Origin of the sequence: Pseudomonas sp. fls2-241-R2A-110, assembly GCF_030209165.1 — a bacterium.
Lineage (GTDB): Bacteria > Pseudomonadota > Gammaproteobacteria > Pseudomonadales > Pseudomonadaceae > Aquipseudomonas.
Window position 1 is genome coordinate 85,587 of the sequence record NZ_JARVSN010000014.1, and the last position, 12,568, is coordinate 98,154.

The following is a 12,568-nucleotide window of genomic DNA, read 5'->3' on the forward strand; positions in this document are numbered from 1 at the left end:
CGTGACGCAGAGCGTCACCGGATGCATTCCCACGCGGAGCGTGGGAACGATCGATCTGGTGTCTGAGAAATTGGAGGTTTATTTGCGGGCGACGATGACGGCACGCATCGGCGCCGGCAGTCCTTCAATGGTCTTGCTGTGATCCTCGGGATCAAGGAAGTCACTCAGCGACTGAAACTTCATCCACTCCGTCCCGCGTTGTTCCTCGACCGTGGTCACGCTCACGTCGACACAGCGAACATCGGTAAACCCGGCGCGGCGCAACCACAACTCCAGCGCCGGCACCGACGGCAGAAACCACACGTTACGCATCTGCGCATAACGGTCTTCCGGCACCAGCACCTGTTGCTGATCACCTTCGATCACTAGCGTTTCCAAGACCAGCTCACCGCCCTTGACCAGGCAATCCTTCAGCGCCAGCAAGTGCTCGATTGGCGAGCGCCGGTGATAGAACACGCCCATGGAAAACACGGTATCGAAGCCTTCCATGTTCGGCGGCAGGTCTTCGAACGGGAATGGCAGGTGCCAGGCGTTGGGCTCGGACAGGTAGCGCTGCACCGCCTGGAACTGGCAGAAGAACAGCCAGTTCGGATCGACGCCAATCACGCTGTCGGCCCCGGCGCCGAGCATGCGCCACATGTAGTAGCCGTTGCCACAGCCGACATCGAGGATGCGTTTGCCCTTGAGGTCCAGATGCGGCGCGACCCGCGACCACTTCCAGTCCGAGCGCCATTCGGTGTCGACGTGCACGCCAAACAAGTCGAACGGCCCTTTGCGCCACGGCGACAGCCCCATCAGCGCTGTGCGCATTTGCGCACGGGTTTCGTCGTCGCACTCGGTGTCCAGCGTCAGGCCATTGAGCAGGTCGACTTCACTCGGCTGGATCTTCGGCAAGGCGTCCAGCGCACTTTGCCAGCGTTCCAGGTCGCCGTGACCTTTCTCCATTTTCTTGTCTAGTTGCGCTTGCAGGGTGTTGGCCCATTCGGCCAGCGGGGTGCCAGCCAGACGGCGGGCGAGGGGGGACAGATCAATCATGGCAAGGCAATCAACGAGGCAAAGTTAAGACACTGGAACCACGGCACGACTTTCGAGAACCCGGCCGCCATCAGGCGTTCGCGGTGTTCTTCGAGACTGTCGGGCTTCATGACGTTTTCGATGGCGCTGCGTTTCTGGGCGATTTCCAGCTCGCTGTAGCCGTTGGCGCGCTTGAACGCGACGTGCAGATCGGTGAGCAGCGCATGTTCTTCAGGATCGTTGAAGCGCAGTTTCTCCGACAGAATCAGCGCGCCGCCGGGCAGCAGCGATTGACGGATGCGCGAGAGCAAGGCGGTGCGCTGGTCGGGGGCGATGAATTGCAGGGTGAAGTTCAGCGCAACGACCGAAGCAGGCTGGAACTCAAGGGCGAGGATGTCGCCTTCGATCACTTCCACCGGCAGCAACTCCTGGAACATCGAGTCCTGACCGTTGAGGTATTCGCGGCAACGCTCGACCATCGCTGCGGAGTTATCCACAGCGATAACGCGGCAACCGTCGGTGCGTACGTGGCGACGCAACGCTTGAGTCACGGCCCCCAAAGATGAACCGAGGTCGTAGAGCACGCTGTTGGGTTGGGCGAATTGCGCGGCGAGCACGCCGAGGTTTTCAACGATGGTCGGATAACCTGGCACCGAGCGCTTGATCATGTCCGGGAACACCCGCACCACGTCCTCGTTAAAGGCGAAGTCGGGCACCTGGGCCAAAGGCTGGGCGAAAAGGCGATCGGGTTCTTTGCTCACGGCGGTTCCAGCAGCTTCGGTTGAAAAGGCTGGCATTTTAGCCAAATTGACGGGGGGATGCGCGGGTTGTCTGATAAAGCGCCGGGCAGATCCGGACACTATGTTTTCAGGGAGACCGCTATCGCGGGCAAGCCCGCTCCCACAGGGACAGCGCTGTCCCTGTGGGAGCGGGCTTGCCCGCGATGAACTCAGTGCGGTTTCGGGCCAAACGCCGACGCGGTGATCCCCCATTGCCCCAACCAATAGCTGAGGATGATCACGTAAGGCGCTGCTTCGAACGGCACGACAAATCGGCTGATGCCAATCACGCTGTCGGAGAACACAAACGCCACCGCACCGGCCGCCGCCAGCAGGGCCGAACGTTGGGGCACATCGCTGCCCAAACGAGCCAGCGCGCGCCAGAGCATCGCGCTGATGGCCAAACCGTAGACGATCACCGGAATCAGTAACGGGCCCAGTCCGTGGGAAATCAGGATCCCCAGCAGCACCGAGCCCACCACGAGGGCCATCACCAACGGCAACAACGCCAACCGCCGGCAGTCGCTCAAATAGGCCTTCAGATACGCCAGATGCGCGACCAAAAACGCACCGAGGCCAAACACAAACAAATCCCCCGGCCACGCCAGCAACACATCGCCGAGCAGGGAGAAAATCAAACCTAGACTGATCCAGCGGCGGTATTCAGTGGGCGGTGCGTCGTGCAACCAACCGAGCAAGGCCAGCACCGGCAGTGGCTTGACCAGCAGGCATAACAATGCGGCATGCACGCTGAGCCCATAGAGGAACGTCACCGCACCCATCAGCGCCAGGATCAGCCAACCCATGATCAGTTAACCGAGATCGCGCAGTCGAAGGTGTCCACCGGCAGCACTTCCGGCGCCCAAGGCTGTTGGGAAGTCAGGCGCAGACGACCGTTGCCGGCGGCGAACGCCTGAAAGCGCCAAGTGGAAATACCGGCACTGCCGACAATTCCGGCGTCTTCGGGGTTGCTATAGACCTCGGGGCCGAGTGCTTGCAACACGCCGCCGGCGGAGTCTTGAATCGCCCAGCGATATCCGGTGGTCGGGTTACTGGGCAGGGTCAGGATCAGGTTTTGCCCGCTGCGCAGTTGCACGGGGCATTCGCTTTGTTTTTCCACGGTCACGTTCTGTTTCGGTTGCGTGGCGCAAGCCGCCAACAGTGAAAGGGCGAGGGGGACGAACAGGCGAGTGGGGGACATGGGGGCAGTGGCTCCGGCGTTCACGACGAACGGCGAGCATAACTGAAGATGAGACAAAGTGTGACGGCGCTGCGGGAGGGATCGTTCCCACGCTCTGCGTGGGAATGCCGCCCGGGACGCTCCGCGTCCCTTTACAGGCGTGACGCAGAGCGTCACCGAATGCATTCCCACGCAGAGCGTGGGAACGATCAGGTTGTGGGGTCAGAACAGAATCTTCGCCACATCCGCAAAGCGTTTGGCGAAGTGCACGGTAATCCCTTCCTTCAGATAGTCCGGCAGTTCTTCAAAGCTTCCACGGTTCGGCTCGGGCAGGATCAATTCAAAAATCTTCTGTCGCCGCGCTGCGATGACCTTCTCTCGCACCCCGCCAATTGGCAGTACGTGCCCGGTCAGCGTCAGTTCTCCGGTCATGGCCACGCCTTTTTTCGGCGGCTGGTTGCGGGCGAGCGAGAGCAGGGCGCTGGCCATGGTCACGCCGGCGCTTGGGCCGTCTTTCGGAGTTGCGCCTTCCGGGACGTGCAGGTGGACGAAGGCTTCGTCGAAGAACTTCGGATCACCGCCAAATGACTTCAGGTTCGAACTGACGTAGCTGTAGGCGATTTCCGCCGACTCTTTCATCACATCGCCCAGTTGCCCGGTGAGTTTGAAGCCTCGGTTCAAGGTGTGGATTCGCGTGGCTTCGATCGGCAGGGTCGCGCCGCCCATGCTGGTCCAGGCCAGGCCGGTGATGACACCGACCCCGGACAGCACTTGCTCATTGCGGAACACTGGATGGCCAAGTGAGGCTTCGAGGTCTTTGGGGCCGAGCTTGATCACAGCTTTGGGTTCGTCGATCAGCTTGACCACGGCCTTGCGCACCAGTTTGCCCAGTTGTTTTTCCAACTGACGCACCCCGGCTTCACGGGCGTAACCGTCGATCAGGGCCTTCAACGCGCTGTCGCTGATGCTCAGGCTGCTTTTGGATACGCCTGCCTTTTCCAGCTGCTTGGGCCACAAGTGGCGCTTGGCGATGGCGATTTTCTCTTCGGTGATGTAACCCGACAGGCGAATCACTTCCATCCGGTCCAGCAACGGGCCGGGAATCGAGTCCAGGGTGTTGGCCGTGCAGATGAACAGCACTTTGGACAAGTCCAGGCGCAGGTCAAGATAGTGGTCGAGGAATTCGACGTTCTGTTCCGGGTCGAGGGTTTCCAGCAGCGCCGAGGCCGGGTCGCCCTGGTAGCTTTGACCCATCTTGTCGATTTCGTCGAGCATGATCACCGGGTTCATCACTTCGACGTCTTTCAACGCGTGGACGAGTTTGCCCGGTTGCGCGCCGATGTACGTGCGGCGGTGGCCCTTGATTTCGGCTTCGTCGCGCATGCCGCCGAGGCTGAAGCGATAGAACGGTCGCCCGAGGGATTCGGCGATGGATTTGCCGACGCTGGTTTTACCTACGCCCGGTGGGCCGACCAGCAGCACGATGGAACCGCTGATCTCGCCTTTGTAAGCACCGACAGCGAGGAATTCGAGGATGCGGTCCTTGATGTCGTCCAGGCCGGCGTGGTGCTTGTCCAGCACTTTGCGCGCGTGCTTGAGGTCGAGTTTGTCTTCGCCGTACACGCCCCACGGCACCGAGGTCGCCCAGTCGAGGTAGTTGCGGGTGACTGCGTATTCCGGGGAGCCGGTCTCGAGGATCGACAGCTTGTTCATTTCCTCTTCGATGCGTTTTTGCGCCTGGGTCGGCAACACTTTGCCTTCCAGGCGTTGCTCGAACTGTTCGATGTCGGCGCTGCGGTCGTCCTTGGTCAGGCCCAGCTCTTGCTGGATGACCTTGAGTTGTTCCTTGAGGAAGAACTCGCGCTGATGTTCGCCGATCTTGCGGTTAACTTCGGCTGAAATCTCTTTCTGCAGGCGTGCGACTTCGACTTCCTTGCGCAGCATCGGCAGGACTTTTTCCATGCGCTTGAGCATTGGCACGCAGTCGAGCACTTCTTGCAGTTCGCTGCCGGTGGCCGAGGTCAGGGCTGCGGCGAAGTCGGTCAGTGGCGAGGGGTCGTTGGGGCTGAAGCGGTTGAGGTAGTTTTTCAGTTCTTCGCTGTACAGCGGGTTGAGCGGCAGCAGTTCTTTGATGGCGTTGATCAGCGCCATGCCGTAGGCCTTGACCTCATCGGTCGGCTCGGTGGGCTGGTGCGGGTATTCGACTTCGACGAGGTACGGCGGGCGATGGTGTTTGAGCCAGGTGCGGATGCGTACGCGGGTCAGGCCTTGGGCGACGAATTGCAGTTTGCCGTTTTCGCGGCTGGCGTGGTGCACTTTGACCAGGGTGCCGTAGAGCGGCAGGGCCGAGGTGTCGAAATGGCGTGGGTCTTCCTGGGGGGTGTCCATGTAGAACAGGGCCAGGGAGTGGTGGTCGGATTTGCTGACGAGGTCGAGGGTTTCGGCCCAGGGTTCTTCGTTGACGATGACTGGCAGGACTTGGGCCGGGAAGAACGGGCGGTTGTGGATCGGGATGATGTAGACCTTGTCCGGCAGGTTTTGGCCGGGCAGGGCGAGGCCTTTGCTGGAGGCGGGGTGTTCGGCGTTTTCTGGGTCGGCGTATTCGCTCGGGTCTTCGGGGAATTCTTGCTGGTCGCTCATGGGGCACCTGCGCAATGGGGTATGGGTCTTAGATGGGGCGGGTTGGCTGTGGTTTCAATGGGCTGGGATATTTCTGGGTGTGTTCAGGGTTTGGACAGGTGCTGGGGACTTGGCGGCCTTTGGGCCGACCATGTTCTTATGGGGGGGTGTATATATCCGTTGCTGCGGTAACGGCGGCTTAGGGTTTCGCCCTGACGGCGACTCACTTTTTTTGACAAACGCCTCAAAAAAAGTAAGCAAAAAAAAGGCTCGCCCCGGCGTCCGGCCCCTCGCTGGGGCTCGGTGTTCCTTCGTTCCGGCATTCATCTGGGGGCATCGCCTCCGGTCTGCTTCGCGACGACCTCCTCTCGATGTGTGCGGCTTCGCCGCACGGCGCTACGCGCCCACCCCCCAGATGAACGCCTCCACTCAGCCTGCCGAAGGGGCGGGTAGATCAAAAGCTGCAGGCGAGCTAACGCTCGGCCTGTTGAGTGGTGAAAAGCTGGCGGTAAACACCGTCCATTGTGGGAGCTGGCCTGCCAGCGATGGCGGCCTGACAGCCGAACAGTCTCTTCCTGCCGCCCCATGATCGTTCCCTACGCTCCGCGTGGGAATGCAGCCCGGGACGCTCCGCGTTCCAAAGGGGCAGGTGGATCAAGATCAAGAGCTGCAGGCGAGCTAACGCTCGGCCTGTTGAGTGGTGAGGAGCGGGCGGTGTACCTCGGTTTTTATTGTGGGAGCTGGCCTGTCGGGTCGCCGCATCGCAGCGATGGCGGCCTGACAGCCGACCAATCTCCTGCAGATGTACACCGAACCCTGTGGGAGCTGGCCTGCCAGCGATGGCGCCCTGCCAGCCGACCAATCTCCTGCAGATGTACACCGAACCCTGTGGGAGCTGGCTTGCCAGCTATGGCGGCCCACCAGCCAACCAATCTCATACAGATGTACACCGAACCTGTGGGAGCTGGCCTGCCAGCGATGGCGCCCTGCCAGCCGACCAATCTCTTGCAGATGTACAAAACTTATTGTGGCTGCGAGCTTGCTCCCACAGGGATTAGCGGTGTGGCGAATGTGTCGGCAGTTCGACGTTATCCAGCATCCGGTTCACCGCCAGCTCGGCCAGCATCACAATCTGCTGAATCGCCATTGCCGTGTGTCGGTGCGGGCCTTCCAGATAGCCGGCGAAGTCACTGGCCATGACGCTGGCCTGGGCCAACGATTCGCAGGTGTGGGCCAGCAGGTCTTCGTCTTTGATGTCCGGTGCAACCAGGAACAGGGTGCTGGGTTTGCGGTTGGCCGGTGATTTGAGGGCGGCAGGGTTGAGGTAGTGGTCCAGCGCACGTTCGGCGGCGTCGTTGAATTTTTTGGAGTCGGCGGATTCGTAGGGGGAGACGTCGTCTGCGGCGGGCGGGTTTGGTGTTTCTTTGATCATGGTGATACTCCAAATGAAGGTTCGGCTGCCACTGATCGCTGCGACGCGATGTGAAGGAGGCAGCTGTACGCGGGGTCGCAGACCGAGCCATTTGGAAACCCGGCATACCCGAAGGTATCCCGCGCACAGCCACCATAAAGCAACCGACTAACACCGAAGCGCTGTGGTTTTGGGCCGGCGATTATGCACCAAATGAACTAAGCGGACTGCGACGCCCGGCCGCTGATTTTGCAGCGACCCTCAAAGCCTATCTCCCAGCCTTCCGACACAACAACCGCCAGAACATGTCGGAATCGTCCTCTGGAATTTTCATTTCTGTAGGACGTTCGCAGATTTTTTCAGGCCAACCTCGACCAAATGCGGGAGTGAGCCTGATCGCGATGGCTGTTTAACATTCAACACTGGTATCGACTGACACGCCGCCATCGCGAGCAAGCTCGCTCCCACAGGGATTAGCGGTGTGGCGAAGGTGTCGGCAGTTCGACGTTATCCAGCATCCGGTTCACCGCCAGCTCGGCCAGCATCACAATCTGCTGAATCGCCATTGCCGTGTGTCGGTGCGGGCCTTCCAGATAGCCGGCGAAGTCACTGGCCATGACGCTGGCCTGGGCCAACGATTCGCAGGTGTGGGCCAGCAGGTCTTCGTCTTTGATGTCCGGCGCAACCAGGAACAGGGTGCTGGGTTTGCGGTTGGCCGGTGATTTGAGGGCGGCAGGGTTGAGGTAGTGGTCCAGCGCACGTTCGGCGGCTTCGTTGAATTTTTTGGAGTCGGCGGATTCGTAGGGGGAGACGTCGTCGGCTTCCGGGGGATTGGGTGTTTCTTTGATCATGGTGAAGCTCCAAGTCAGTAATGGAGCTGCCACTAATCGCCGCGATGCGATGGAGGGTGGCAGCTGTACGCAGGTTCGCGGACCGAGCACTTGGTAAACCCGGCATACCCGAAGGTATCCCGCGCACAGCCACCATGAAACCAATCGACAAACTATGAAGGAGAGTCGGTTGAGGGCGGTGATTATGCACCAAGTAATCCAGTTCAGACCGCGAAGCCCGGCCGCTGATTTTGCAGCGACACCCAAAGCCTATCCCCCCGGCTTCCGACACAACAACCGACACAACCTGTCGGAATCCCCCTCAACAATCGCTTCGTCTGTAGGACCTCCACAGATTTTTCAGACTGATCTCAATCGAAATGTGGGAGCGAGCCTGCTCGCGATGGCTGTTTAAAATTCAACATCTCAGTCGTCTGACACACCGCTATCGTCGGAACGCCGCCCGGAACAAGCTCGCTCCCACTGGTGATCAGTGGTGAGGCGAAAATAGCGGCCACAAAAAAAGGCGACCCCCTCACAGGAGTCGCCTTTGCTTTAACCGCCGCTAAACCTTACTCGGACAGTTTGTACGCCATCACATAGTCACCTTGCTTGGTGCCCAGCGAACCATGGCCGCCAGCGACGACGAGCACGTATTGCTTGCCGTCTTTGCCGGTGTAGGTCATTGGGGTGGTTTGCGCGCCAGCGGGCAGGCGGCCTTCCCACAGTTGCTTGCCGTTTTTCATGTCGTAGGCACGCAGGTACTGGTCGAGGGTGCCGCTCAGGAAGCCCACGCCACCTGCGGTGGTGAAGGTGCCGCCCAGGCTAGGTACGCCCATGCTCAGCGGGATTGGAACCGGTGAGCTGTCGCGCACGGTGCCGTTTTTGTGTTTCCAGATGATTTTGGTGGTGGTCAGGTCGACCGCTGTCACGTAACCCCAGGCCGGTGCCTGGCATGGCAGGCCCAGAGGCGAGAGCAGGGGTTCGAGGATGACGCCGTATGGCGCGCCCTTGTTCGGCTGCACGCCTTGGGTTTCGCTTTTACGCGGGCCCTGGGCGGCGATTTCGGCGGCCGGGATCAGTTTCGATTTGAACGCCATGTAGTCCGGGTTCATGAAAGCGATCTGACGCACCGGATCAACCGAGATGCCGCCCCAGTCGAACACGCCGAAGTTGCCTGGATAAACGATCGAACCTTGCAGCGATGGCGGCGTGAACGGGCCGTCGTAGCGCATGGATTTGAAGTCGATCCGGCAGATCAGTTGGTCGAACGGAGTCACGCCCCACATGTCGCGCTCTTTGAGGGGCGGCGGCATCAGGTTGAGGTCGGATTTCGGTTGGGTCGGCGAAGTGTGATCACCTTCGACAGCACCCTGCGGAACAGGCACTTCGTTGATCGGCACGATCGCTTTGCCGGTGGTGCGATCCAGCACGTAGATGCTGCCTTGCTTGGTGGACGCGAGCACGGCCGGTTTTACACCGTCCGCGGTTTTCAGGTCCATCAGGGTTGGCTGGCCGCCGACGTCCATGTCCCACAGGTCGTGGTGGGTGAACTGGAAGTGCCAGCGCACTTTACCGGTGGCAATGTCGAGGGCGGTCAGGCCGGCAGCGTGCAGTTCCGATTCCGGGGTGCGAGCGCCACCGAACTGGTCGGGGGTCTGGTTGCCCATCGGCAGGTAGAGCATGCCGAGTTTTTCGTCGACGGCGAACATGGACCACATGTTCGGCGAGTTACGGGTGTAGGTTTTGCCTTCGGCAATCGGCGTGGTGTCGTCCGGTTTGCCGCTGTCCCAGTTCCACACCAGTTTGCCGGTGTGTACGTCGAACGCGCGGATCACGCCGCTTGGCTCGTCGGTGGAGACGTTATCGGTGACGTGGCCGCCGATCACGACCAGGTCTTTGGTGACGGCTGGCGGCGAAGTCGAGTAGTAACCGCCGGCATTGAAGCCGCCGATGTTGGCGCTCAGGTCGACCTGGCCTTTGTTGCCAAAGTCTTCGCACATCTTGCCGGTGTCGGCGTTCAGGGCGATCAGACGGGTGTCGGCGGTCGGCAGGAAGATCCGGCGTGGGCAGGCGCTGGCGACTGGCGCGCTGGCGCTGCCGGTCGGGCTTTGTTCGGAGGCGTAAGCGCCGTCATCGTGATACGACACGCCACGGCAGGTCATGTGCGCCCAGCCCTTGAAGTTCGCCGCGTTCTGCGTGGAGAGCTTCGGATCGAAACGCCAGATTTCCTTGCCGGTGTCCGGGTCCAGCGCGATCACCTTGCTGTGCGGCGTGCAGACATACAGCATGCCGTTGACTTTCAGCGGGGTGTTTTCGGCCGTGGTTTCGCCCGGGTCGTTCGGCCCTGGCAGATCGCCAGTGCGAAAGGTCCAGGCCGGGACCAGTTTGTTCACGTTTTGCGGGGTGATCTGCGCCAGTGGCGAGTAACGATCGCCATGGGCGCTGCGGCCGTAGGAGTTCCAGTCACCGTCGGGCATGGCCGGGGCGGTGTTGGTCATGCCCGGCACGCTGTCGCGGTCCAGTTGGCCTTTGATTTCACCAGGGTTGGTGAACTGGCTGGCCAGTGCGGCAACGCCTGCCAGCACCACGGCAACGCTCAGCGCGCCAGTGCCCATCGGCGCGGGGCCGGTGATCAGCAGTGGACGGCGGAACCACGGCAGCAACATGACGATGCCCAGCGCAAACAACATCGCCAGACGCGGCACCAGTTGCCACCAGTCGAGGCCGACTTCCCACAAGGCCCAAACCGTACTGGCGAACAACACCAGTGCGTAGAGGCCCAGCGCAGCGCGGCGAGCCATGATCAGCAGCACGCCGGTCAGCGTCAGACCGATACCGGCCAGCAAGTAATACAGCGAGCCGCCGAGCATGCTCAGCTTGATCCCGCCTGCCAGCATGGCCAGGCCCATTAGCAGAAGCAGGATGCCGAGCAGGCTCGGCAGCAAACGGCTTCGACTCAAAGCACCATCAGTGCTCATAGTGTGGTTCTCCGTGACGTTTTAAGTAGTCCCGCGCAAGTTCACTGTAGATGACGATCTGGCGTGGGCATGGTTCAGTTATAAAAGTGAAACTTGATCCTTGTGGGAGCGGGCTTGCTCGCGAAGAGGCCATCAGCCTCAACATCAATGTTGACTGACCCACCGCTTTCGCGAGCAAGCCCGCTCCCACAAGGGTTTTGTGGTGTGGGTCAGAACGATGACTGGATTTTTATCCCGCCAATCAGCGCGTCATCGACCTTGTCCACGCCACCGGGGTGGCGGATGTATTGCAGGTTCGGGCGCACGGTCAGCCAGTTCGTGACGTGCACGCCGTAATAGAGTTCGGCGCTGTATTCGGTGTCCTGCGGCGGCAGGAACGACGGGTCGTCAAAGTCGAAGACCGCGTGGGCCTGATTGGTTGCCTCGGCGTTCTTGCGAAAGGCCGGGTTGACGTGAACCCGCGCCAGGGCGAAGCCGATGTCGTCTTTGGCGCGCGCATCGAACAAGCCTTTGTAGACGACGCCCGCCTGGACATAGTTGTCGACGGCGTTGGTCTTCTTGTCGTGCATCGTGCCGTTGGCGAACACGCTCAAGCCGCGCGAGTTGTCGCTGGCACGGCTGGTGATCTGCTGCTGTATGCCGAGCCACACGCCGTGTTTGCTCGACGCGCTACGGTAAGCCTCGCCACTCAGGGCGGCGGGCTGGCCGTTGCTGTCCTTGTAGACATCGGTGGCGTTGGCGCTGCTGTAGTAATAACCGGCGCGGTATTCACCCGGCAGGCCATTGAGCTTGGGCGACCACACCAGTTCCACCGGCAGGATCGCGCCCTGGGTGCCACTGCCGCTGAGCTTGAAGCCGTTGCCGCGATCGAGGTTCGACGGGTTCTGCTCATACGCGCCGATTTGCGCGTACAGCTCTGGCGTCAGGTGATATTTGACGCGCATCGCCCACTGGCTGACTGGCCAGTTGTACCAGATGCCACCGACCCAGTTGCCGACCTGGGAGCCGCAGAACGCCAGGTTCTGGAAGTCGCAGGGGAAGCTGTTGAAGTCCTCGCCTTCGCCGAAACGACCGACTTTGATGTCGAGCTTCTGATCGAAGAATTTCTGCTGATACCACATCTGCGTCAGGCGCCAGGTTTGCCCACGCCCCCAGACTTCCTGGGCCGAGGTGAAACCACCGACCCGTGGGTCGTTGATCCGGTCGTTGCTGATGTTATTGCCGTTGCGCTCGGTGACGGTCAGCTGAAATTCAGCCGCGTTCCAGCCCAAAATTTTCTGCAAGTCCAGGTGGGTGCCGAGGCCGAACTGATCGCTGTAGCGTGCGGTGCGGTCATGGTCGTAGCCGCCGTGCAGATTGCTGCCCATCTCGCCGGTGTAATCGACTTTGAAGTCGTAGCCTTTTTCCGAAAGTTCGGTGCGCGTGCCATTCCAGTCGCCGAGCATCCAGGGTGATTCGCTATCAAAGGCTTGAGCGGCCTGGGTGCACGTGGCGAGGCCCATCGCGGTGAAACCGCCGATCAGGTTGAGTGCTTTTCGGCTGGCAACAGCGATGCGGACAGCGCTGTCTCGCGAAGTTTGAAAATCAGGCATAAAGGAGAAATTCTGGGTCTTTTTCTAAGGGAGTGAACTGAAAGCGGCAGGAGTGAAGCGGGCAGCGGAAGCGTTTCAGCTTGACGGGCGCAAGGATAATGTCCTGTTACAAATAGAGAAAGTGCTTTTAGTGACATGAATTATTTCGTATTTGGTAACAGT

Annotated in this window: 9 protein-coding genes; all 9 read right to left on the reverse strand. The window is 60.6% G+C overall.

Translation table 11 applies throughout. The annotated features are described in order from the left end of the window. Window positions 1-78: 78 nt before the first annotated feature. The 9 genes from cmoB to QRN31_RS12365 all read right to left on the reverse strand — a co-directional run bounded on the left by cmoB (window position 79) and on the right by QRN31_RS12365 (window position 12,406). The gene (gene cmoB / locus QRN31_RS12325; protein ID WP_285432265.1) at window positions 79-1,035 is read right to left on the reverse strand and encodes a tRNA 5-methoxyuridine(34)/uridine 5-oxyacetic acid(34) synthase CmoB; all 957 of its coding nucleotides are present in this window, start codon (window positions 1,033-1,035) and stop codon (window positions 79-81) included. Then, window positions 1,032-1,811 (reverse strand): carboxy-S-adenosyl-L-methionine synthase CmoA, encoded by a 780-nt coding sequence (gene cmoA / locus QRN31_RS12330; protein WP_197678923.1) that lies wholly within the window; start codon window positions 1,809-1,811, stop codon window positions 1,032-1,034. Before cmoA ends, cmoB begins: the two co-directional genes overlap by 4 nt. Before the next feature lie 152 nt (window positions 1,812-1,963). Then, window positions 1,964-2,599, reverse strand: a complete 636-nt coding sequence (locus tag QRN31_RS12335) for a lysoplasmalogenase (protein WP_285432267.1) — start codon at window positions 2,597-2,599, stop codon at window positions 1,964-1,966. A 2-nt stretch (window positions 2,600-2,601) separates the two neighbouring features. Then, window positions 2,602-2,994, reverse strand: a complete 393-nt coding sequence (locus QRN31_RS12340) for a protease inhibitor I42 family protein (RefSeq protein ID WP_285432268.1) — start codon at window positions 2,992-2,994, stop codon at window positions 2,602-2,604. A 201-nt stretch (window positions 2,995-3,195) separates the two neighbouring features. After that, window positions 3,196-5,613 carry an endopeptidase La gene (gene lon, locus QRN31_RS12345; RefSeq protein WP_285432270.1) on the reverse strand — a complete coding sequence of 806 codons (2,418 nt, stop codon included), beginning with the start codon at window positions 5,611-5,613 and terminating at the stop codon, window positions 3,196-3,198. 1,033 nt (window positions 5,614-6,646) lie between these two features. Continuing rightward, window positions 6,647-7,024, reverse strand: a complete 378-nt coding sequence (locus tag QRN31_RS12350) for a DUF6124 family protein (RefSeq protein ID WP_285432271.1) — start codon at window positions 7,022-7,024, stop codon at window positions 6,647-6,649. A 452-nt stretch (window positions 7,025-7,476) separates the two neighbouring features. Next, on the reverse strand, window positions 7,477-7,854 hold the full coding sequence (locus tag QRN31_RS12355; protein ID WP_285432272.1) for a DUF6124 family protein: 378 nt from the start codon (window positions 7,852-7,854) through the stop codon (window positions 7,477-7,479). A 551-nt stretch (window positions 7,855-8,405) separates the two neighbouring features. After that, the gene (locus tag QRN31_RS12360; protein ID WP_285432273.1) at window positions 8,406-10,814 is read right to left on the reverse strand and encodes a glucose/quinate/shikimate family membrane-bound PQQ-dependent dehydrogenase; all 2,409 of its coding nucleotides are present in this window, start codon (window positions 10,812-10,814) and stop codon (window positions 8,406-8,408) included. 209 nt (window positions 10,815-11,023) lie between these two features. Beyond that, a complete protein-coding gene (locus tag QRN31_RS12365) occupies window positions 11,024-12,406 on the reverse strand; it encodes a carbohydrate porin (protein WP_285432275.1) in 1,383 nt (460 codons plus the stop codon). Between the last annotated feature and the right edge of the window lie 162 nt (window positions 12,407-12,568).